Below are 22,596 nucleotides of genomic sequence, written 5' to 3' on the forward strand. Positions count from 1 at the left end.
TACATTTATTGCTTTCTTTCTTCACAAAAAACAGGATAATAGTCATGTGTTTTCTATAAAAGATCCCCTTAGATCAAAATCAACCCTGCGGAAAAGGAAAATAAATGGAAATTAAAAGAGGGAATCTAAAAAATTTACAGAAGTTGATAAGTGATTTAAAATTATACAGAGGAAAAAAGCATTTCAAAAAAAGGGAGATTAGTAGGTTTTTTGTTCTACTTCCACTTCTTAAAAAGTCGTATTTTTCGTAAGAAACTGTAAAGTTATATTTTATAAAGGTGAACCAATACATATACAAACAAAAGGGACACAAAAAAGGGGGATCAGCATGGAAATTAGAGAACTAGAATTACATGATGCTGCAAACTTTGTAGATTTGCTTAAACAGATTGAAGAAGAAAGTAAGTTTATGCTGTTCGAAAGCGGAGAGCGAAAGCTGAGTACGGATCAGCAGGAGAAAAACATCGAAATCTTTAAGCAGCAGCCAAACTCTACGATTATTGTAGCAGAAGAAAGCGAGATGCTTGTGGGATATATAGCTGCAACAGGGGGCGAAGCTAACCGAAACGCTCACATCGCTTCTTTGACATTAGGTATTCGAAAGACGTTTCAAAATCAAGGAATTGGGACGGCTTTAATCGGTGCACTTGAAGAATGGGCGAGAGAACACCATATTCATCGTCTTGAACTGACAGTCGCTATACAGCATGAAAAGGCTCTTTCTTTATATGATAAAGTAGGATTTGGAATCGAAGGAACAAAGAAACATTCACTGCGAATTGGCGGTTTGTTTATTGATGAGTACTATATGTCTAAATTGCTCAACTAAAAAAAGAAACGACGTTTAAAGACGCCGTTTCTTTTTTTAACTTCCTCTATAAATTTGGTACCCCCACGGTGATACAAGCAAAGGGATGTGATAATGTTCTTGTTCAGAAGACAATCCGACTCGAACAGAAACTTGATTTAAAAAGGGCGGATTTGTTGTTTGGACTTCTTGTTTTTTATAGTATTCCCCAATATGGAACAAAAGTTCATAATCTCCTGATTCAAACGCTTCAGAAGAGAAGAGCGGGTTTGCTAATCTTCCGTCTTCATTTGTAGTACCATGAGAAAGCTTTATTCGTTTACTTTCCGACTGAATATGATAAAAATCAACTTTGACAAAAGCAGCCGGACATCCGTGGGTAAGATCTAAAATATGCGTTGTAATTTTAGTCATGCTCGTTTCTTTGTCTCCTTATCTTCAGTAATTTTATCAGTTAAGCGAAAGAAAGCAATTTTATATACTTCTTCTAACGCTGTAGCAAACTCCGTTTGTTTGGTATTCTGTAAGCGACTTTGCATTGCCTCGTAGATATCTTCTTTTTGTTTACCTCGTACTGCCAAAATAAAAGGAAAAGGAAACTTTTCCATATACCTTCCATTAAGAAAAGAAAACTGTTCATACTCATTTTGTGTTAAGTTTTGTAAGCCTGCTTTTGTTTGTTCTTCAGTAGAAGCAGATGTCATAGCGATATTTTCACCTAGATTTGGATGAGCTTGCAGCAGCTTTAGCTGTTTTTCTACAGATGCTTGCGCTACAATTTCTTTCATCATGCCATGAAGTTGTTCAACGGAAGAGAAAGGGCCTTTAAAATAAGCCTCTTCTGCAACCCAAGGTGAATGTTCAAATATATCACCAACTAGTGAAACAAAATGCTTCTTGCTAAGCTGATTTACATATTGCACGGATACGTTATTCATACTACACCTCTTTATTTTATTTCCGAATAATCTGTCTTCTCTAAAGAGACAGAAGGTACTTTTCGTTCAATTGATGCGTTAAAAAAGAGATTTAATAAAATGGCAGCCAAGCTTCCCGTAATAACTCCATCACTTACAATTACGCGCAAAGCACTTGGGAGCTGAGCGAATAAATCAGGTACCACCGTTACACCAAGGCCAAGTGAAAGAGAGCACGCAATAATCAGCAAATTTTCTTGTTTGGCCAAATCGACAGCACTTAGCATTTTGATGCCTGATGAAATAACTAAACCGAACAACACGACCATTGCTCCTCCTAAAACAGGGGTGGGAATAATGGTTGTAAAAGCAGCTATTTTCGGAACAAGCCCCAGTAATACGAGAATGAAGCCGGCTACTACCACTACATTTTTTGTTTTTACTTTCGATAATTGAACCAGTCCTACATTCTGAGCGAATGTATTGTAAGGAAAAGCATTAAATAGTCCTCCAAGGACAATGGCGATTCCTTCGGCACGGTAGCCTTTTGCAAAATCTTTTTCCGTTAATTCCCGATTACACAGCTTTCCTAACGCTAAAAATACGCCTGTAGACTCAATGATAATGACCAAGCATACGAGAATCATTGTTAAAATAGGGCCGATTTCAAAAGTAGGCATCCCGAAATAAAAAGGAGTGGGAATGTGCAGCCAAGAAGCTTCATTAAAGTTAGTGAAATTAACTTTTCCCATTAATACAGCGGCTATTGTTCCGGCTACAATTCCAATCAACACAGAAAGAGAACGAAGAAAACCGCTGAAAAATCGATTTAAAATTAAAATAAGCGCTAGAACACCAAAAGATAGAAGAAGATTAGAAAGAGAACCAAAATCTTTACTTCCTACTCCTCCTGCCATATTTCGGACAGCGGATGGTACAAGTGATAAACCAATCATCGTCACAACCGTTCCTGTGACAACTGGAGGAAAAAATTTAATAATTTTGCCTAAAAAACTTGCTGCCAGTACGATGAAAATACCACCGGCAATAATCGCTCCGTAAACGGCACTAACTCCATATTGAGTTCCAATTGCAATCATAGGAGTCACCGCTACAAATGAGCTTCCAAGTACAACAGGAAGGCCAATCCCAAACCACCTGTTCGTCCAAGCCTGCAGCAGCGTAGCTAGTCCGCAGGTCAGTAAATCAATGGCTACGAGATAGGCTAAGTCATGTGTATTTAAATTTAATGCGCGTCCTACCATCAGCGGAACGAGAATGGCACCTGCATACATAGCGAGTACGTGCTGTAATCCTAATGAAGCTAGTCGAAACGGCCGATTTTGGTTATTCACCTAAAAACCTCCTTTAATTATATCACATGTAATGTTAATAAATATTACATTTAGAATGATACATTAATAGTAAAATGTTTTTTAAGGGATGTCATTAGTCAAGTTGACCAAAAACAGAGGTTTCAATATCTCCTTTTTTACAATATATAGAGAAGTAGGTAAGCTATCGTGTAAAAAGATGTTACATTTAGTTTTCAGTACCAGATATTAATATCAAGTGATATAATTTTGTATATATTTTCAAATAATAGAGGGAAGAGGAAATGTTTATGTATAATCTTGCGGCTCACGCATGTAAATTTTTATTAAAAAGAAGAGGCAAGCTTTACATAAGGAATAAAGAGTCTTTACCAACAGACACAGGTTTTGTGATCGCTTGTTCGCATAAGGGATGGGTAGACGTTGTAGCGCTTGGTGCGGCTATTTTGCCTCACCAAATTCATTTTATGGCAAAAAAGGAGCTTTTTAATCATATACTCACTAGTAATGTATTAAAAAAACTTAACGCATTCCCAGTAGATCGTAACAACCCGGGACCCAGCAGCATTAAAACACCTATTAAATTAGCAAAAGAAGGACATATCGTCGGGATTTTCCCTAGCGGCACGCGAACAGAGGAAGACGTTCCCTTAAAAAGAGGAGCAGTCACTATAGCGAGCATGGCAAAGGTTCCTATTGTACCCGCAGTTTACAAAGGACCCGCAAATGTAAAAGAGATATTTTCAAAGGAGCCCGTTGTCATTTCCTTTGGGAAGCCTATCTACCTTGCTGAAGGAAAGCTGACAAAAGATCGGCTCGCCGACGTGTCAAATCACTTAACAGCTTCAATTCGTACGTTAGAGGAAACAGAAACATAACTTCATAGCGGAGGTGCATCATGAAGGATTGGGTACAGAGAAAGCTAAACGATGTGATTAGTGATGATGTGCAGGCAAAAATGAAAGAAAAGATGGCTGAAAGCGGTGTAACCGTTCCTATATCCGCTTCTATGCTCATGCGGATTTTTCAAAAGCAAATGACAAAGCAAGATCAAATTCAGCAATTTTCTATTTCATTTCAAGACTCCTATATTCACGTGAATGGAATTATTAAAAAATTTCTGGTGAGAATTCCATTTTCTATTGTGCTAGAACCTCTTGAAGCCAAAGAACGTACGCTTGTATTCAAAATCCATGAAATGAAACCTCTTAATCAAAATTGGATCAACTATCGAATTTTTCATAAGCCGCCTGTTACTACGTATGAAGAAAAACAAATTCATATCAACCTCAATGAAATTGATAAAGTGAAAGTCATTCCAGTAGGGAAAATCAAACATTTTTCAATACAGGATGAAAAGCTTCGAGTGAAAATTGGTTTATAAATGGTTGTAAATAAAATGTAGAAATAATTTTTTTAGAAAGAAAACCTTTTCAATTCAGCACTTAATTCGATTAGGTGCTATTTCTTTATAATTTTTATAAAATTTTTAGAATTTTTCGTCTCTAACTATTGTGACACGCTTCCCTAAAGTTGTACAATGTAACTTATATAGAGGTTTAAGCGAAAAACCCGTAAATATAAAGAGCAAGGAGAAACAACTATGACAACTTATTCAATCGATGTAACACTAAGTCAAACAAAAAAAGAAAAGCCGCAATCTGATCAATTGCAATTCGGGAAAATCTTCACGGACCATATGTTCATTATGGATTATACAGAAGGCCAAGGCTGGCACGATGCTCGTATTGTACCTTATCAACCTATCACATTAGATCCGGCATCCATGATCTTTCATTACGGGCAGTCTGTTTTTGAAGGACTAAAAGCATATGTAACAAAAAAAGAGCAAGTATTATTATTTAGACCAGATGAGAATTTCAAACGTTTAAATAAATCAAACGATCGTCTTTGTATTCCTCATGTTGACGAAGACTTAGCATTAGAAGCGTTAAAACAGCTGATTAAAATTGACCGCGAATGGATTCCTACTGCTGAAGGTACATCACTATACATTCGTCCATTTGTCATCGCGACAGAGCCTTACTTAGGAGTAGCGCCATCTGACCGCTACCAATTTATCATTATTCTATCTCCAGTTGGCTCATATTATAAAGAAGGGATTGCTCCTGTAAAAATTGCGGTTGAAAGCGAATTTGTTCGTGCTGTAGCCGGAGGGACAGGGACTGCTAAAACAGGTGGAAACTATGCTTCAAGCTTAAAAGCTCAGCAGCTTTCTGACTCAAAAGGCTATTCACAAGTACTGTGGTTAGACGGAGTTGAACGCAAGTACATTGAAGAAGTAGGAAGCATGAATATTTTCTTCAAAATTGATGGAGAAGTAGTAACTCCATCTGTGAACGGAAGCATTTTAGAAGGAATTACGCGTAAATCCATCATTGAGCTGCTAAAACACTGGGATATGCCTGTAACTGAGCGCCGTATTTCTATGGAAGAAATTAAGCAAGCTTATTCGGAAGGCAAACTAGAAGAGGCATTTGGAACAGGTACAGCTGCAGTTATTTCTCCGATTGGCGAGCTATTTTGGAATAACGAGAAAATGGTCATCAACGGTGGAAACACAGGAGAAGTATCACAAAAACTGTATGACACTCTAACAGGTATTCAAAATGGTACAGTGGAAGATCCATTCGGCTGGGCAGTGGAAGTGGAATAAATTTCGGTAATCGAATATCTTTTTACGTAAAAGAAGCGGGACAGCTCCCGCTTCTTTTTTTTTGTTGTCGAATAGTCCAAAAGAAATAAGTTATTTTTTGGATATTTAGAACTATTTATATACTTTTATTGTAAAATAAAATATAATTATCCTTATAAAAGCAAGACTTTGTCTTTATTGAAATTCACAGCATTACTTATTCGTTATAAGGGGGAGAACAAAATGCTCTTTTTATCACATGATGAAAAAATTAAACAGCTGGCTTCACACTTAGCGGAACGATTCGAAAGAGAATTAAACCAAGAAATCTCAGATGAACAAATGCACGTGCTCATCGGCTACTTATTTGCTTCTCATTTAATCGAGCACCGCCCTACAGGTTATTACGTAAGGTCTCAATACCCTGAGCAGCTAAAAGATTTATATGAAACTTTACACGTCCACCAATAAATTATCTCTTCCTCTTTTGTCCTATATCGTGTAGAATTTTAGAAAATATATGATTTTCTAGTTGATGGCAGAGCTAGGATATAGCGTGGTGTGGCATTTACCTTTAAATGATTAAGTAATGGCTTTAGAGGTGAATAATGTTAGCGCAGATTAAAGAAATGAGTTTAGATAAAAATCGTCGTAATCCACATTACCGCGTGTTGTTGCAGTGTCCAGACGGGAGTGAACTATTCATTCACTTTAATTATACATACCGATCAAAAACATATTGGTCAAGAGATGTATATTACAACAATGTTCATAAAAAATCTCAGCTTGCTTGGTATACCCAAAGCGTAGAGGAAATGACTGCTCAGCAGTTTCTTGAAGAGCTAGGAGCTATAGTAAATGAACATTTCAACTTTACACTGCGACGATAACCAAGAAAAGCATCCTTTAACAAGGGTGCTTTTCTTGGTTATTTTACATAAATAAGGACAGAATAATATATATTCTCTTTTTGAAAGTGAAAGGTGGAAAGCTCATGGCGCAAATCGTAATGTGGGTGCTTTTTATCGGTCCTTGGCTATTGCTTTTTGCAGTTGATAAAGAGCGAGTAAAGCGGTATATGGCTGTATCACTATTCGGAGTGGTATTGTTAACGATGGTTTTTCAAATTGCAGATCGCTTTAACTGGTGGGAAGTCAATGAAACTCTTTTTTTCTTTGTTAATATGACGCCTTTTCCTTTTGGCATATTTATAATAGGAACGCTTTTTATTTTTTATTTTACCTATCCTGGCTTTTGGATGTTTATGATTATCAATGCAGCGTTCGATTTATTTCAGGCATTTGTCATGAGTCCTATCTTTGAAAAACTAGACATTTATACACTGAAGGGAATGAATCATTTTTTATTATTTGTACTAATGATGGTTATTGCTGTTCTACTTTTTCTTTATCAAAAGTGGCAAGATACTGCGTTTAAGTTATCTATCAAGTGATAGAGAGACAGGTTGTGTTTTATCGTTAACTTTTATATAATGAACGTATAAAACCCTCTATTTATATCGGAAATAGAGGTGTTTTTACTGTGAAAAAGATACAAAATGGCAAAATATCTGCGGATGAACATCATTTTTCGCAAAAAAATTAAAATAATGTAAAAGTTTATGTTAAAATGGCAATGTTGCGTGAACGAATTAACTAACTTTACGCAAGAATGCTATTTACATACGTAAGAAGGAGAGAGATTTAAGATGGCAAAGACGTTAATTTTTGGACATAAAAATCCTGACACAGATACAATCTGTTCTGCAATTGCATACGCTGATTTAAAGAATAAATTAGGTGTAGACGCTGAACCAATTCGATTAGGCGATATTAACGGTGAAACGCAATTCGCTCTTGAAAAGTTCAACGCTGAACTACCACGTTTCGTTGATGAAGTATCTAAAGAAACAAATGAAGTTATTTTAGTGGACCACAACGAACGCCAGCAAAGTGCAAACGATATTGATCAAGTTCGTGTGCTTGAAGTAATTGATCATCACCGTATTGCTAACTTCGAAACAGCAGATCCTTTATACTATCGTGCAGAGCCAGTTGGGTGTACGGCAACGATCTTAAACAAGATGTATAAAGAAAACGGCGTAGAAATCGAACCTAACATCGCAGGTCTTATGCTATCAGCTATCATTTCTGATTCTTTATTATTCAAATCACCAACTTGCACAGACCAAGACGTTGCAGCTGCTAAAGAATTAGCGGAAATTGCAGGCGTAGATGCAGAAGAGTACGGATTAGCAATGCTAAAAGCTGGAGCTGACTTAGGCGATAAAACAGCTTCACAATTAATTTCATTAGATGCTAAAGAATTCAGCATGGGCACAAGCAAAGTTGAAATTGCACAAGTGAATGCAATTGACGTAAACGACGTTTTAGTGCGCAAAGTTGAATTGGAAGAAGCGATTACTAAAACAATCGAAGAAAAAGGATTACAATTATTCCTTTTAGTTGTTACAGATATTTTAAACAGCAACTCTACTGCATTAGCATTAGGTTCTGCTGCTTCAAAAGTAGAAGAAGCATACAATGTAACGCTTGAAAACAATACAGCTGTCTTAGAAGGCGTTGTATCACGTAAAAAACAAGTAGTACCTGTATTAACATCTGTATTTGCTTAATAAAAAAACGGTTCGTGTCTACACACGAACCGTTTTTTTGTCTATTTGCACGTTAAGCCAATTTAGTATATCTTCTATCACTTCATCTTTATTTAATTCATTCAGCAATTCATGACGGCACTCTTTAAAAAAACGGTAACTTACATCCTGTAATCCTGCCTTTTTAAAGTCGTTATATACTTTGACTACGCCTTTTGTATAGTTGCCTACTGGATCATATTCTCCAGATACCAAATAAATAGGCAGGCTTGATGGAACTAACTTTATATTAGCTAAGTTAGAGATTTGTTTGATTCCTGTTAGTAAGTCATAGAAAAACCCCGCTGTGAAAACCCCACCGCAATAAGGGTCATTTACATATAAATCTACAGCTTCATTATCTTGACTTAACCAATCAAAAGGTGTCCGAGCAGGATGAAATGATTTATTGTATTGTCCAAAAGAGAGCTTATCAAGCAAAGGGCTAGGAGATCGTAACCCTTTTCTCTTTATCTCTATTTGCGCAGCTAATATACCGCCCTGCAGTGAAAGGGAAGGAATGCTGCCAGTACCTGAGAGTATCACACCATGAATGTGCTCTGTATCCAATTGAATATATCTTCTCGTTAGAAAAGACCCCATGCTGTGACCGAAAAGAAAGATCGGTAGGTCGGAGTGTTCCGTCGAAATGTGCTTAGTCAGAGCAATCATGTCGTAGACTACTGTATCAAAACCATTTTCTTCAGCAAAAAAACGCTTGTCTTCATCTTTTAAAGCTGTTTGACCGTGACCTCGGTGATCATTCCCATATACGATATATCCATGTTGCGTTAATACATTAGCAAAGTACTCGTAGCGTCCAATATGTTCGGCCATTCCATGGGCTATTTGGACAACACCTTTTGCAGAATGGTTTTCAACATTCCATTTTTGTGCAAATATTTCTTTTTCCTGATGACCTCTGTAGTAAAAGGATTGTTTCATGCTCAGCATCCACCTTCTGCCTTCCTGTAAAATAAGGGATATATGTATATATTATACTAATTTGTGCAGGTGATTTTACTATTTTAAAATAAAAAATGATTATTTTGTCATAAACCTTTACAAACCTTTATGTGATTTGTTAAATTAGTATTTATATTAAAAATTATTAAACAATTTAAAAAGATTCAGTTTTTAATAGGTTAGATGAATACGGAGGGAATTATTGTGGCAGAATTAAGAAGTAACATGATCAAAAAAGGATTCGACAGAGCACCGCACCGCAGCCTACTGCGTGCAGCTGGTGTAAAAGAAGAGGATTTCGGCAAACCGTTTATTGCGGTTGTCAATTCATATATTGATATTGTACCAGGTCATGTTCACTTACAAGAGTTTGGTAAAATCGTAAAAGATGCGATTCGCGAAGCTGGTGGCGTACCTTTTGAAATGAACACTATCGGTGTAGATGACGGTATTGCGATGGGACATATCGGTATGCGTTATTCATTACCAAGTCGTGAAATCATTGCTGACTCAGTTGAAACGGTAGTATCTGCTCACTGGTTTGATGGAATGGTATGTATTCCAAACTGTGATAAAATCACACCTGGGATGTTAATGGCTTCATTACGTCTGAATATTCCGACAGTTTTTGTTAGCGGCGGACCAATGAAGGCTGGCGTAACGAGCGACGGTCGTAAGATTTCTCTTTCTTCAGTATTTGAAGGCGTAGGAGCTCATCAAGCTGGTAAACTTGATGATAAAGGATTACTTGAATTAGAACAATTCGGCTGTCCGACATGCGGATCTTGTTCAGGAATGTTTACAGCGAACTCAATGAACTGCTTAGCTGAAGCGTTAGGACTTGCTTTACCTGGAAACGGTACAATCTTAGCAGTTGCTCCTGAACGTAGAGAATTCGTTAAGAAATCAGCTAAACAGCTTATGGAATTAATTAAATTAGATTTAAAACCACGTGATATCGTAACAGAAAAAGCAATCGACAACGCGTTTGCTTTGGACATGGCGTTAGGTGGTTCTACAAATACAGTTCTTCATACGCTAGCTCTTGCGAATGAAGCTGAAATTGAGTACCCATTAGAGCGTATTAATGAAGTAGCAGAACGCGTGCCTCACTTGGCAAAACTGGCTCCGGCTTCTGATGTATTTATTGAAGACTTACATGAAGCAGGAGGCGTATCGGCCGCTTTAAACGAGCTATCTAAAAAAGAAGGGGCTCTTCACTTAGATACGATGACAGTTACTGGAAAAACGCTAGGCGAGAACATTGCAGGATGCGATGTAAAAGACTATAACGTTATCCATCCAATCGATAAGCCGTTCACTGAAAAAGGCGGACTTGCTGTATTGTTTGGTAACCTAGCTCCAGACGGCGCGATCATTAAAACAGGCGGTGTTCAAGACGGCATTACTCGCCACGAAGGACCAGCAATTGTATTTGAGTCTCAAGACGAGGCGCTGCACGGTATTGCTAACGGAAAAGTAAAAGAAGGACATGTCGTAGTCATTCGTTATGAAGGACCAAAAGGCGGACCGGGAATGCCTGAAATGTTAGCTCCAACTTCTCAAATTATGGGAATGGGACTAGGTGCAAAAGTAGCGCTATTAACAGACGGACGCTTTTCTGGCGCTTCACGTGGATTATCAATTGGCCACGCATCTCCAGAAGCTGCTGAAGGCGGCCCGCTAGCATTTGTCGAAGATGGCGACCACATCGTGATTGACATTGAAGATCGTTCAATGAATGTTCAAGTTTCTCCAGATGTTTGGGCAGAACGAAAAGCAAACTGGAAAGGCTTTGAGCCAAAAGTGAAAAAAGGCTATCTTGCAAGATATTCTAAACTTGTAACTTCTGCAAGCACAGGCGGAATTATGAAAATCTAATAGCACAAAAAAGGCTCTCTACGGAGAGCCTTTTTCTTTACTAAAGTAACTGTGCAAAGAAGCCTTTTTAACACGTAAACTCTTTTTTCATAATAACGTGTGGAATACCGTCTTCCATAAAGACATCAGAAGCAGTCTTATACCCTAATTTATGATAAAAAGGTTCAGCTTGAACTTGACCGTGAAGCTTAGATTGAGTTAAGCCTTCTTTTTTCGCTGCTTCTTCTAAGCTGGTCACCACTTCTTTTCCGAGCCCGTATTTTCTAAATTCCTTTAATACGCATATTCGCTCTATTTTGGCGTAATCGTCTACTATGCGGAATCTGCCAGAAGCAGCTGGTTCGTTGTTATAATAAATTAACATATGTTTTGCCGTTTCCTCATGTTCATCAAATTCGTCTTCTAACGGCACTCCTTGTTCTTCAACAAACACTGTTTTACGTATATGGAATACTTCTTCAAGCTGCTCTTTTGTTGTAACATGCTTAATTTTCATTAAAATCCTTCCTTTTCTACGAATTTAGGCTTCTTTTTTGTATAATAAAAATACGTGATATAAAAAGAGTATAAAGGAAAAATAAAATGTTGTAAATGCAACAAAAAGCAACCAATGAACATTTTACACAAATTTGTGGTCATTACTCACTGTTTAAACGACCTCAGCAATAGTAAGATCAACTGAAACATGTTAAAAAAGCAAAGAAAATGGATTATGAAGCGCTGTGAATCTACATAAATTGTAAAAAGAGAACTATTCACAATAGTAGTGGGATGAAAAAGGGGAATGTATCATGCAAATAACCTTAGTGTATAAAGATGAGCAATCGAATAAATTTTGGAAAGTTGAAAGAAGAGACAGCAAGTTAATCATTCACTTTGGAAAAGTTGATACAGCCGGTCGCATGCAAGTGAAAGAGTTTGCTTCCGCAGAGGCTTGTGAAGCAGAAGCTGAAAAGCTGATTCGTGCAAAATTGAAGAAAGGATATAAGCCTTTAACTTGTTCGATGCAAGTAATGAAAGACAGCACGATGTCAGAGTCTCTCTTTTGGGAACTGATAAAAAAGGCGAAGACAAAATTAGATGTCGATGAGCAAATGGAATGGCTCCGCTCCACGCTAGCGAAGCGTTCTGAAAAGGACATTTTTCGCTTTGATCAGCTACTAAATCAGCATTTTGATCAATCCTATACTTCTTCATTGTGGGCAGCAGCTTATATTGTAATGGGCGGTTGTTCAGATGATTGTTTTGATTATTTTAGAGCGTGGCTTTTATATCAGGGAAAAGACATATATTATAAAGCGATTGAATCTCCTGAGACGATGATTTCTGTACTTAAACCATTAGAAGCAGAAGGCTATGCTCCTCAATTAGAAGAATTACTTTCTGTAGCGTGTGAAGCTTACGAAGAAAAGACAGGTTTAGATAACGACTATTATTATGATAAATATGACCAGTTTGATCCAGTGTGGTACGATGAGCAAGATTTGGATCTTGATTGGGATGAAGATGATGAGGATGGTTTACAGATGCGATTCCCTGTGCTTTGGAGCCGCTATTGGAACAATCATCTCGAATATTAAAAAGAGGAGATGAAAACCTTTAAACAGATTTTCATCTCCTCTTTTTTTATTTTGATAGAGTACGTGACGGGGCGGCCGAAGACAGTTTTGTTTTTTTGTTTAGCATACTGTTCATAATCATTCCAATTACGATTATCGTCATACCAGCTAACGCAATCCCTGTTGGCATACGTCCATTTAATAAAAACACTTCGCCAAGCACGGTAAAAATCATGCTGCCTGATTGAGTTGCTTCAACCGCTCCAAGCAAACCTAAATTTTCTTTTGCCAAGTCTGTTGCGTAAAAGAACGTCATCGTAGCAATTACACCTGAACTCATTGCTAAGATAAAGGCTTGAGAAAATTGAGGAGCTGTTGGCATACCAGTTGTATAAAATCCATATATCGCATAGATGATACTTAGCGGGATACTGCCGATAGCCATACCTAAAACACGTTGAAATGTATCTAATTTCCCTTTGCAAACTTCCATCATTTTTCGATTTCCAAGCGGATATAAAAAAGCAGCCATGACGACAGGGAGAAAACCCAACACAAACTGTGAAAGCGTGATGTTTTCAGCTTCTTTAACTTGCATGAGAATCACACCCGCTAAAATAAACGTTGAAATACCAAGCGTTTTGAGTGGGATGCTTCCTCTTACTTTTTTATTTCCGTCTGCAGTTTGAATAGTTACATAGAAAAGTGGAGAAATGAGCGCACCTGCCAAGATCGTTACTTGCCACGTTCCAGCTATGAGCCATGATGGTCCAAAAAGTGAAGAAAAACTTAATAATGAATAAAATCCAATTCCTGCAAGAGTTCCCCAGCCTAACCAAGCGAAAGGATGCTTTTTCATTTCCATCCATAATGGTGTAAACTTCTTTTGTAAAAGTACTAAAATGAGTAAAATAGGTAGTGCTAATAAAAAACGAAGAGATGCTGTCCAAGCCCAGCTTGTTCCAGATACATTCATGGCACGATTCACAATAAATGTAGCAGAAAAGAACATGGACGAGAGAAGCCCCCATAAAATTGCTTTCATACTTTTTCCTCCTAATTAATAAAAATACCTAAATATATATTATAGTATACTTAGATACAAAAAAAGTGTACCATAATATATAAAAGAAAGGAAGGTAAAAATGCATTCAGAAGAAATGATGAAAAAGGTAGGCAACGAGCTTAGAAAAATAAGAACACAGCGAGAATTCACACTCGATGAATTAGCAGATAGGACGGGAGTCAGCAAACTCACGTTAGGGAAAATTGAAAGAGGGGAGACTAATCCAACCCTAGGAGTAATGTGGAAAATAACAACAGGCTTAAATATCCCTTTAACTAAATTAGTGTCAGTAGAACCTTCAGTGGCTGTATCTAAGTGTGGAGAAGGTTTTTCTCTCAAAGGACCGGACGAAACTTGGAAAGTAGAATTTATTTTTCAAAATCAGATAGATTCGACAATTGAAATGTACCGAGCCTTTCTTTCTCCTCTTGCTACATACTGTCCCGAACCTCATCATAAAGGATTAATTGAAGTAGCAACGGTAATGGAAGGAAAAATCGAAATGAAAATCGAAGAAGAGCTATACGAGCTAAAACAATTTGACTCTATAAAATTTGAAGGAAGTCATGTACACTCATACAAAAATCTTGAAGAACGTCCCGCTGTTCTGCATTTACTGCTAAAATATGAGGAGTAAAGCGGCAGAGCCGCAGTAAAACGAACCATAAAAAATGATTCGTTTTACTGCGGCTCTAATAGCTGTTTATTCATCAGCTTGTTTTGATAGCTAATATATTTTTTTACTTTAATGATACTTAATGAATATTCTTCAATTAATCGGTGGATAGATTGAACCATACACTCTGGGTAATGATGTTTTTTCTGTAAATACACTTTATACTTTCGAATTTGTCTTTCGAAATATAAAATAACTTGTTCAGGCGTTTTTACCAGTAACGATTGCATGTATTCATTTACTTGCGTTTCAAGAAACGAATAGCGATTTGTGATAAAAAATGTCTTCATCTTATTTTCCTCCCTATATGTTAGTGGTACAAAAAAGAAACCCTTGTGCTAGGATTTCTTTTTTGCTTTTTATTTGAATCAGCTGTGCGCACCTTTTAGGCGCTGATACTTGAAATCGAAGACTGTCTATATTTTTTTATTTTGCATTTTATATATGTAGGCGTTTCGCCGAAGAGATTTGCTGCATGTGCAATAGCTCCGTAATACGTTTTAGCATCCATCATTTCTTTATTTACAATATAGTCATACAGGGATGATTCGATATCATCAACAAAAGCTAAAATGTGACGCTTTTCGAATAGGAGTTGATAAAGTTCATTAATTAAGTATGGGCTTTGATCAAATTTGTCTTGAAGCTGCTCTACTCGGTACTTTGTCATAGGCACTTCACACAAGATAATGTATCGTAACTCTTCTAAAAATAATTTATTCATCTTTCTCACATCCCTATTCTGTTAATAATTATATAATAGCACTATGCCTTCATATTTGGAAGCGTTTTCAATGGATTAATTTTAATATTTTTTTCTTCTCATTTCCCTTCATTTTTTCTGTTCTTACTTGAATTATCTGTAGTATAGTTCGTTTTACGTAAAGACTCTAGCTAATTGTTAAACTACCTGACATACTTTTTGAAAATTTTATTATTGATGTTAAAAGGTCTTACATATCTAAGCGGAAATGCTTTAAAAATAACGTTCTGTGAGTCGGAACCAGCTTTAATTGTGATAAAATAAAAAATGGAAAATACATCATATAATATAGGAGAGAGGCTATGGAAAAAGATCATATTTCAGAGCTGAAGATTTTAAAAGACATTTCCGAGATTTTAAATGAAGGCACTAATTTACATACCATGCTTCATGATGCGCTTTTAAAACTGCTGCAAATCACAGATTTACAAACAGGATGGATCTTTTTTATTGATGAAAATGGAAAGCATGAGATGATTGCCGCTCAGCATTTGCCACCAGCTTTATTAAATAAAACCGCTCAGCCTATGTGTAATGGAAGCTGCTGGTGTGTTGACCGGTATATGGATGGCCGGCTTCAAAAAGCGTCTAATATTATGGAGTGTAAGAGACTTGAAGATTCCGTCATTCATGAGTGGGGAGATACACATGACATTACTCATCATGCAACGGTTCCTTTACAAGCAGGGGATGAACGCTTTGGATTATTAAATGTAGCTGCCCCTCATAAAATTCATTTTGAACAGCGAGAGCTTGATTTATTAGGATCCGTCGCTCTTCAAATTGGCACGGCTATCAAGCGGATTAAGCTGACTCAATCTCAGCAGGAAGTAAAACTTATTGAAGAAAGAAACAGGCTGGCAAAAGACCTTCACGATTCTGTTAATCAGCTGTTGTTTTCAATTAATGTCACAGCCAAAGCCGGAAGCAGCTTAGCAAAAGATGTGCAGTTAAAAGAGACTTTTTCCTTAATCCAAGAAACCGCTCAGCATGCTCAAGTGGAAATGAAAGCTTTAATTTGGCAGCTTCGTCCTCAAGGATTAGAAAACGGCATTGTCAGTGCGTTAAAAAGCTATGGTCAAATGCTAGGGCTTAACGTAAAAGAACAAATTAAAGGAGTGTCCGTTTTGCCTGCTGTGATTGAAGAGACACTGTGGAGAGTCGGACAAGAAGCTTTTAATAATTGCCGAAAGCATGCGGGTACGGCAGAGGTACATCTAAACGTAAATATAAGCAAAGACCAAGTAATTATGAAAATCCGGGATAGCGGCAATGGATTTATGTATAGCCCTTCAGCAGAATTGCCGACGCTTGGGCTAAAAACTATGCACGAGCGAATAAAAAGATTAAATGGAAAACTATCTGTTACAAGCAGCATAGGAAACGGAACGATTGTGGAAGTATCTATTCCTCTTTCATAACGGAAAGGAGCGCACATGAAAATAAAGATTTTAATTGCAGATGATCACCACGTTGTCCGAAAAGGACTTGTCTTTTTCTTACAAACGCAGCCTGATTTAGAAGTTGTAGGAGAAGCTTCTAACGGGGAAGAAGCTATAAAGTTAGCGACATCTCTAGAGCCTCATATTGTGTTAATGGATTTATCGATGCCGGTTCTCGATGGAATCGAAGCAACAAAAGAACTAAAAAAACAAGCACCGCATATACAAGTCATGATTCTAACAAGCTTTTCAGATCAAGATCACGTGATACCGGCATTAGAAGCAGGAGCTTCAGGCTATCAGCTAAAAGAAAGCGATCCAGATGAACTTGTAACGGCTATTCGAAAGCTAATGAATGGAGAAAATCAGCTTCATCCCAAAGTCACTACGCACTTGCTAACACGGTTAACCAAAAGCAGCGAAAAGAAAGTCAATTTTATTGATCACTTAACAAAACGAGAAAAAGACGTATTAAAAGAAATTGCAAAAGGCAAAAGCAACAAAGAAATTGGTGCTGCCTTACATATTACAGAAAAAACAGTAAAAACACATGTGTCTAATATTTTATCGAAGCTTGGGGTTCAAGACCGCACGCAAGCTGCTCTATATGCTGTTCAGCATGGAATTTCCTAACCTACGACTTTAGTTGTAGGTTTTTCTCTGTTCACCTCAGTCTATATTGGTAGCTTTCTTTCTATCAATAGCATGACGAAAAAAAGTTCAATCATCCCTATACTATACATATAACCAAACGACAGAGGGGTAGATAAATATGAATATACTTATTATTAACGGAAGTCCTAGAGAAACAGGCCGAACAACACAAGTAACGAGAGAACTTCACAAAAGCTATCAAAGTTCTTTTCTAGATTTAAGTCAATTATCACTTCCTATATTCACCGGTGAACCTCATCAGTATGAAATAGAAGAAGTGAAAGTGCTGACTGAAGCAATAGAAAAAGCGGATGGTATCTTACTTGCGACGCCTGAGTACCACGGCGCTATGAGCGGAGCATTAAAAAACGCGTTTGACTTTTTAAACAGTGCGTATTTTGCACATAAGCCCGTCGCACTTGTAGCCGTATCAGGAGGAGGAAAAGGAGGTATCAATGCTTTAAACAACCTTAGAACCGTTACACGCGCTTTGTATGCGAATGTTCTATCTAAGCAGTTGGTATTAGACCCTGCAGACATCGTGGAAAAAGGAACTTTACGAAAAAACGCCGCTGACGGAATTCATGAATTAGTTAATGAGCTGACTCTGTATACACAAGTGTCTAAGCAAATTTTAGAAGCTAAGCAAAATGTTTGATGAAGGCGCTTTATAAGGACCGTCGCTTTCAAGCCGTAGTTGCTGCGAATGTTTTATCCTCTATTGGTTCCGGTATTACGATGCTTGCCATTCCTTTACTGTTAGTTGCATCTCCAGATGGAAATAAACTATTTGGCACGATTATGCTAATTATGACGGTGATTAGCTTTGTGGCTACTCCGTATATAGGTGTTCTTATTGATCGAATGTCACGAAAGAAAATGTTGTTAACCGTAGAATTGATAGGTTTTATCACGGTCATGCTATTTGTGATCGTTGGTTTTGTTACAGATTATTCAACGATTCACTACATCATTTTGTACGGAACCGGAAACCTTTACTACACGTTTTTTTATCCAACGATTTTTGCGTTAAATCAAGAAGTTTTTTCAAAAGATGTGTTTCAATCATTAAACAGTATTATGGAAATACAAGGCCAGCTATCGAGTATGCTGGCAGGGGCTGCAGCGAGTCTAGTCATTACCCGGTGGTCGCTTCAATGGATTTTAACAGTAGATGCAGCTACGTACATAGCTGCATTCCTTTTTCTATTGAGTATTCCATATAAACAAAGCAGTGAACGAAGCGATAAAAAACACACTGCGATGAAAGAGGGATTAGCATTCATAAAAGAAAATCGCTCGGTATCTCTTTTTTTACTGCTTTCTTTTATGCCTTTCATTGCTGTGATGATGACGAACTATTTGTTTCCTATTTATCTGACTCAAGAATTAAACGCAAGTCCAGCAGCATACGGGATTGAAAGTGCTGTATATGGTTTCGGAGCATTAACCGCAGGGATATTGATCGTATCTATTATGAAAAGAACAGGCACTGAGCTAGCTATTATGCTGAATATAAGCCTTTTTGCACTTGGAATATCGATCATCTTCTTTATGAAGCTTCTGCCCGTTTACTTTTCTATTGTGTTTCTTCTTGCTTTTGCAAATGCAGGTACAAGAGTAGCTCGAAATACGTTTATGATGCAAAAAATACCGAATATTATCGTGGGAAGAGTCGACAGCTGTTTTCGCTTTATCACGTTAGGGATTCGTATTTTATTGATTTTCTTCTTTACGTACGTTACGGCTAATGATCGTATAGGACTTGCTTTTTTAGGACTTAGCCTGCTTTTAATATCAACCGCCGGAGCAGGCTGGATACTTTACAAAAGAAAACAGCGAAAACAGTCTGCACTGCTTAAGAGTGTTTTATAATGTCTGTTGCATGTTATAATAGAAGAATTGACAAATAATGTTCAACGTTTATGACGTTGGACATTATTTGTTCTGAATAGAAATTAAACAGCAACAGCATTGACTGTTATGCGATTGGAAGATTGTGAAGCGATGATAAATAAAACATTAAACAAAGAACAATTAAAAGATTCGTACTCAAGCAGAACGTACTATAGAGGACACACGTATTACAAGCAGGGGCGTGTGCTTGATTTGGAATACAATGAACAGACCACTACGTGGACAGCATCCGTTCGAGGAGCGGAAATGTATACGGTAATGGTTGAACAAAAAGGAAATTCTTTTTATTCATTCTGCGATTGTCCTGCTTATCACGAGTTTTCAGAATGCAAACACGAAGTAGCTGTTTTATTAACCATTTGCGATGAGCGCGCAAAGCCGCAGCCAATTAAAACAAAGCCTTTTCGCCAAAGCAAAGAATACGAAAATGTAAATCATTTTATCGACTTATTTTCGAGCTATCAGCAAACCATAAGCGACCATAAGAAATATGCAGATAAAGATCCGTTGAAAGTAGAATTTATTTGCAAGTCTTACTCAGAAGAATTTTTACGTTCAGAAGGAATGTACGTAGCGCTTGAAATGAAAGTAGGCGTCGACCGGACGTATGTAGTAAAAAACATTCAAGAATTTTTAACAGACGCTAAAGAATTCCAAACTCACGAATTTACTAAGCGCTTCGAATATGATCCTGCAGAACATTTTTTTATAGACGAAGATAAGAAAATCATTGAGCTGCTGATGGATATTATGACGAATGAATCATTTTATAAAAATTCCTATTCTATGTATCGTTCGTCCGCAAATAACAGAGAACTAATCATTCCATCTATCGTAGCCAAAGAGTTATTTAAACTCCTTAAAGATCGGAACTTTACATTTATTCATGAAGGGCATTCATATGAAAATATTATCTTTGCTGAAAGTTCAGCTCCTTTTTCATTTCAAATAAATAAGCACTCGGCAGCTGGATTTGAGCTAGACTTTACGGAACTTCATCAAGCTTCATTTTTTGATCGATACGGTTGGCTATTTTTAAAAGGGACGTTTTATGAGCTATCTCAAGATCAGCGTATGCTTCTTGAAGGCCTTCGGAAAACGGCTCCTTTGAAGCCAGTCGTACCTATAGCAGAAGAGCAGATGGGCAATTTTTTATCTCACGTCGTTCCGGGACTGAAAAAAGTGGGGAAAGTGGATATCGCAAAAGAAGTATCCCATCAAATTATTGCGCCTGAACTAAAAGCAAAAGTATTTATTGACCGTGAGGAAGAACAGCTGTTTGTGACGCTTCGGTACAACTACGGAGAGATTTCGATTAATCCATTTTCACCCCAGTCTGAAAAATACGATAAAATCTTGATACGAGATTTAGAAAAAGAAGACCGCGTTATGGACTTAATTGAAACGGCTCCTTTAAATATTTATAAAAACCAGCTGTACTTAAATCAAGACGAATACTCTCTATATGAATTTTTGTTTCATATTGTTCCAAAGCTTGATGAAATAGCGGATGTGTATATTACGGATGAGATGAAAGATTATGCTTATACGGATTTTTCTGCGCCAGTAACAACGGTTGACATTCAAAATAGCAATGGGCTATTAGAAATTAATTTTGATTTAGGAGACATTGATCATCAGACCGTTCAAGATGTTTTAAAATCTGTCTTAGAAAAGAAAAGCTATCATCGTCTAGATAACGGTGCGTTTATCCCTCTTGAAAATGAGGGCTTTGAACATATTCAAAATCTGTTTCGGGAGCTGAACGTAACGGAAAAAGATTTAAAGGATAACTCATTGCAGGTACCTTTATACAGAGGAATGCAAGTGGAAGAGATTATGAGTGCGGGTGATAAATCAGCTGCTAAGTTTGGCTCAGCATTTAAAACATTACTTACACAGCTCAAATCTCCAGAGGAAATGGATTGGGAAGTACCGGAATCCTTACAGGCATCCCTGCGTGATTATCAGCGTAATGGATTTAAGTGGTTTAAATCTCTGTCTCACTACTCTTTAGGAGGCGTACTGGCTGATGATATGGGGCTTGGAAAAACGCTTCAAAGCATTGCCTATATCTTATCTGAAAAAGAGCTTGATGAAGACAGCAGTGCCTTTTTAATTGTTGTGCCGGCTTCCTTGATTTATAACTGGCGCAACGAATTGGAGAGATTTGCACCGAATTTAACGGTTCAAACCATTACAGGAACGCCGAGTGAGCGTGAGGAGAAGCTAAAACGCACAGCTGACGTATGGATCACATCTTATCCAACGCTGCGTCAAGATATTGATTTGTATCAGCACCTTCATTTTCATGCTTTAATTCTAGATGAGGCTCAGAGTATTAAAAATCATACAACAAAGACAGCAGTAGCTGTTAGGACTATTTCAGCTAAAAAACGTTTTGCGCTGAGCGGTACGCCTATTGAAAACTCACTTGACGAGCTTTGGTCAATTTTCCAGACTATTCTTCCAGGTTTATTTCCAGGGCTTCGCCAGTTTAAAAACATGTCATCGGAGCAGGTCAGCCGAATTGTAAGACCATTTTTACTGCGACGAGTAAAAAAAGATGTGTTAAAAGAACTGCCTGATAAAATTGAAACCACTCATTTATCTGAGCTAACTAAAGAACAAAAAGAGTTGTATGTAGGCTATTTAGAGCAGTTAAAATCATCTTTAGCCGGTGAAGATTTTAATAAAAACCGAATGAAGATCTTGGCGGGATTAACAAGACTTCGCCAGATTTGCTGTCATCCGTCTTTATTCGTTGAAAATTACGAAGGGTATTCAAGCAAATTAGAGCAGCTGCTTGAGATTACAAGAAATGCGGTTGCCAACGGAAAACGCTTGTTAATCTTTTCTCAGTTTACAAGCATGCTTCATATTATTCGAGAAGAGCTTCAAAAAGAAAATCTCTCATACTTTTATTTAGACGGTCAAACGCCATCAAAAGAACGAGTGGAAATGGCGGATCGGTTTAATAATGGAGAACAAGACATTTTCTTAATTTCATTAAAAGCCGGAGGCACGGGTTTAAATTTAACGGGAGCCGATACGGTTATTTTATACGACTTATGGTGGAACCCCGCGATTGAAGAACAAGCGGCAGGCCGTGCACACCGCATTGGGCAAAAAAATGTTGTGCAGGTCATCAAGCTTATTTCTCAAGGAACCATCGAAGAAAAAATTTACGCCTTGCAGCAAAAGAAAAAAGAACTCATCGAACAGGTTATTCAACCGGGAGAAACAATGCTTTCTAGTTTGACAGAAGAAGAGCTCCGAGAACTGCTTAGTATGTAGCAAAGGA

At 37.4% G+C, this 22,596-nt stretch carries 24 protein-coding genes; 16 read left to right on the plus strand and 8 right to left on the minus strand.

All coding sequences use genetic code 11. The annotated features are described in order from the left end of the window. The first annotated feature begins 328 nt into the window (after positions 1-328). On the plus strand, positions 329-829 hold the full coding sequence (locus tag ACRPLQ_RS10165; RefSeq protein ID WP_165635225.1) for a GNAT family N-acetyltransferase: 501 nt from the start codon (positions 329-331) through the stop codon (positions 827-829). A gap of 36 nt (positions 830-865) precedes the next feature. Here the strand turns inward: ACRPLQ_RS10165 and uraH are convergent, their stop codons facing one another. From uraH to ACRPLQ_RS10180, 3 genes are read right to left on the minus strand one after another with little or no spacing between them, the layout of a single operon-like run. Further along, positions 866-1,222 carry a hydroxyisourate hydrolase gene (uraH, locus tag ACRPLQ_RS10170; protein ID WP_033579098.1) on the minus strand — a complete coding sequence of 119 codons (357 nt, stop codon included), beginning with the start codon at positions 1,220-1,222 and terminating at the stop codon, positions 866-868. After that, entirely contained in the window at positions 1,219-1,746 is a 528-nt protein-coding gene (uraD, locus tag ACRPLQ_RS10175) for a 2-oxo-4-hydroxy-4-carboxy-5-ureidoimidazoline decarboxylase (protein WP_432235947.1), read from the minus strand. The genes uraH and uraD overlap by 4 nt, the downstream gene beginning before the upstream one ends. An 11-nt stretch (positions 1,747-1,757) precedes the next feature. Then, positions 1,758-3,080: a nucleobase:cation symporter-2 family protein gene (locus ACRPLQ_RS10180; RefSeq protein ID WP_165635223.1), complete on the minus strand. Its 1,323-nt coding sequence runs from the start codon at positions 3,078-3,080 to the stop codon at positions 1,758-1,760. Positions 3,081-3,349: 269 nt separating this feature from the next. On the opposite strand from ACRPLQ_RS10180, the gene ACRPLQ_RS10185 reads away from it, so the two are divergent. The 7 genes from ACRPLQ_RS10185 (at position 3,350) to ACRPLQ_RS10215 (ending at position 8,350) form a co-directional block, all read left to right on the plus strand. Then, entirely contained in the window at positions 3,350-3,937 is a 588-nt protein-coding gene (locus ACRPLQ_RS10185) for a lysophospholipid acyltransferase family protein (protein WP_099331049.1), read from the plus strand. A gap of 20 nt (positions 3,938-3,957) precedes the next feature. Continuing rightward, positions 3,958-4,443 (plus strand): hypothetical protein, encoded by a 486-nt coding sequence (locus ACRPLQ_RS10190; RefSeq protein WP_098113019.1) that lies wholly within the window; start codon positions 3,958-3,960, stop codon positions 4,441-4,443. 219 nt (positions 4,444-4,662) lie between these two features. Then, a complete protein-coding gene (locus ACRPLQ_RS10195) occupies positions 4,663-5,736 on the plus strand; it encodes a branched-chain amino acid aminotransferase (protein WP_028413189.1) in 1,074 nt (357 codons plus the stop codon). Positions 5,737-5,958: 222 nt separating this feature from the next. Further along, positions 5,959-6,186 (plus strand): hypothetical protein, encoded by a 228-nt coding sequence (locus ACRPLQ_RS10200; protein WP_325076917.1) that lies wholly within the window; start codon positions 5,959-5,961, stop codon positions 6,184-6,186. 137 nt (positions 6,187-6,323) lie between these two features. Continuing rightward, a complete protein-coding gene (locus ACRPLQ_RS10205; RefSeq protein ID WP_028413191.1) occupies positions 6,324-6,605 on the plus strand; it encodes a hypothetical protein in 282 nt (93 codons plus the stop codon). A gap of 104 nt (positions 6,606-6,709) precedes the next feature. Further along, positions 6,710-7,168 carry a hypothetical protein gene (locus ACRPLQ_RS10210; RefSeq protein WP_325076916.1) on the plus strand — a complete coding sequence of 153 codons (459 nt, stop codon included), beginning with the start codon at positions 6,710-6,712 and terminating at the stop codon, positions 7,166-7,168. 255 nt (positions 7,169-7,423) lie between these two features. Further along, positions 7,424-8,350 (plus strand): manganese-dependent inorganic pyrophosphatase, encoded by a 927-nt coding sequence (locus ACRPLQ_RS10215; RefSeq protein ID WP_014459925.1) that lies wholly within the window; start codon positions 7,424-7,426, stop codon positions 8,348-8,350. A gap of 18 nt (positions 8,351-8,368) precedes the next feature. Here the strand turns inward: ACRPLQ_RS10215 and ACRPLQ_RS10220 are convergent, their stop codons facing one another. Continuing rightward, positions 8,369-9,313, minus strand: coding sequence for an alpha/beta hydrolase (locus ACRPLQ_RS10220; RefSeq protein ID WP_049164806.1), 945 nt, complete (start codon positions 9,311-9,313; stop codon positions 8,369-8,371). Positions 9,314-9,538: 225 nt separating this feature from the next. On the opposite strand from ACRPLQ_RS10220, the gene ilvD reads away from it, so the two are divergent. Next, positions 9,539-11,215: a dihydroxy-acid dehydratase gene (gene ilvD / locus ACRPLQ_RS10225; RefSeq protein ID WP_028408385.1), complete on the plus strand. Its 1,677-nt coding sequence runs from the start codon at positions 9,539-9,541 to the stop codon at positions 11,213-11,215. A gap of 67 nt (positions 11,216-11,282) precedes the next feature. Here ilvD and ACRPLQ_RS10230 read toward each other — a convergent pair whose 3' ends face one another. Beyond that, entirely contained in the window at positions 11,283-11,711 is a 429-nt protein-coding gene (locus ACRPLQ_RS10230; RefSeq protein WP_028413194.1) for a GNAT family N-acetyltransferase, read from the minus strand. Between the two features lie 295 nt (positions 11,712-12,006). On the opposite strand from ACRPLQ_RS10230, the gene ACRPLQ_RS10235 reads away from it, so the two are divergent. Next, complete coding sequence (locus ACRPLQ_RS10235) at positions 12,007-12,795, plus strand: DUF4240 domain-containing protein (protein ID WP_047750885.1); 789 nt, start codon at positions 12,007-12,009, stop codon at positions 12,793-12,795. 46 nt (positions 12,796-12,841) lie between these two features. Here the strand turns inward: ACRPLQ_RS10235 and ACRPLQ_RS10240 are convergent, their stop codons facing one another. After that, a complete protein-coding gene (locus ACRPLQ_RS10240; RefSeq protein WP_049164797.1) occupies positions 12,842-13,819 on the minus strand; it encodes a DMT family transporter in 978 nt (325 codons plus the stop codon). 79 nt (positions 13,820-13,898) lie between these two features. Here ACRPLQ_RS10240 and ACRPLQ_RS10245 point away from each other — a divergent pair, with 79 nt between their 5' ends. Next, the gene (locus tag ACRPLQ_RS10245; protein ID WP_049164793.1) at positions 13,899-14,477 is read left to right on the plus strand and encodes a helix-turn-helix domain-containing protein; all 579 of its coding nucleotides are present in this window, start codon (positions 13,899-13,901) and stop codon (positions 14,475-14,477) included. Between the two features lie 44 nt (positions 14,478-14,521). Here the strand turns inward: ACRPLQ_RS10245 and ACRPLQ_RS10250 are convergent, their stop codons facing one another. Both ACRPLQ_RS10250 and ACRPLQ_RS10255 read right to left on the minus strand, forming a co-directional pair. After that, positions 14,522-14,806 carry a hypothetical protein gene (locus ACRPLQ_RS10250; protein WP_028408390.1) on the minus strand — a complete coding sequence of 95 codons (285 nt, stop codon included), beginning with the start codon at positions 14,804-14,806 and terminating at the stop codon, positions 14,522-14,524. A 95-nt stretch (positions 14,807-14,901) separates the two neighbouring features. Next, positions 14,902-15,240 (minus strand): hypothetical protein, encoded by a 339-nt coding sequence (locus ACRPLQ_RS10255; RefSeq protein ID WP_033579093.1) that lies wholly within the window; start codon positions 15,238-15,240, stop codon positions 14,902-14,904. Positions 15,241-15,581: 341 nt separating this feature from the next. Between ACRPLQ_RS10255 and ACRPLQ_RS10260 the strand changes: the two genes are divergently transcribed. The 5 genes from ACRPLQ_RS10260 (at position 15,582) to ACRPLQ_RS10280 (ending at position 22,589) form a co-directional block, all read left to right on the plus strand. Next, on the plus strand, positions 15,582-16,700 hold the full coding sequence (locus ACRPLQ_RS10260) for a GAF domain-containing sensor histidine kinase (protein WP_155008087.1): 1,119 nt from the start codon (positions 15,582-15,584) through the stop codon (positions 16,698-16,700). Positions 16,701-16,715: 15 nt separating this feature from the next. Then, on the plus strand, positions 16,716-17,354 hold the full coding sequence (locus ACRPLQ_RS10265) for a response regulator (protein ID WP_049164786.1): 639 nt from the start codon (positions 16,716-16,718) through the stop codon (positions 17,352-17,354). A 139-nt stretch (positions 17,355-17,493) separates the two neighbouring features. After that, positions 17,494-18,033: an NADPH-dependent FMN reductase gene (locus ACRPLQ_RS10270; protein ID WP_048019267.1), complete on the plus strand. Its 540-nt coding sequence runs from the start codon at positions 17,494-17,496 to the stop codon at positions 18,031-18,033. After that, the gene (locus tag ACRPLQ_RS10275; protein ID WP_325076911.1) at positions 18,033-19,250 is read left to right on the plus strand and encodes an MFS transporter; all 1,218 of its coding nucleotides are present in this window, start codon (positions 18,033-18,035) and stop codon (positions 19,248-19,250) included. Before ACRPLQ_RS10270 ends, ACRPLQ_RS10275 begins: the two co-directional genes overlap by 1 nt. Positions 19,251-19,382: 132 nt before the next feature. Next, positions 19,383-22,589 (plus strand): DEAD/DEAH box helicase, encoded by a 3,207-nt coding sequence (locus tag ACRPLQ_RS10280; protein ID WP_325076910.1) that lies wholly within the window; start codon positions 19,383-19,385, stop codon positions 22,587-22,589. The last annotated feature ends 7 nt before the right edge of the window (positions 22,590-22,596 follow it).

The organism is Priestia sp. TRN 1309 (genome assembly GCF_050846875.1).
Classification (GTDB): domain Bacteria; phylum Bacillota; class Bacilli; order Bacillales; family Bacillaceae_H; genus Priestia; species Priestia zanthoxyli.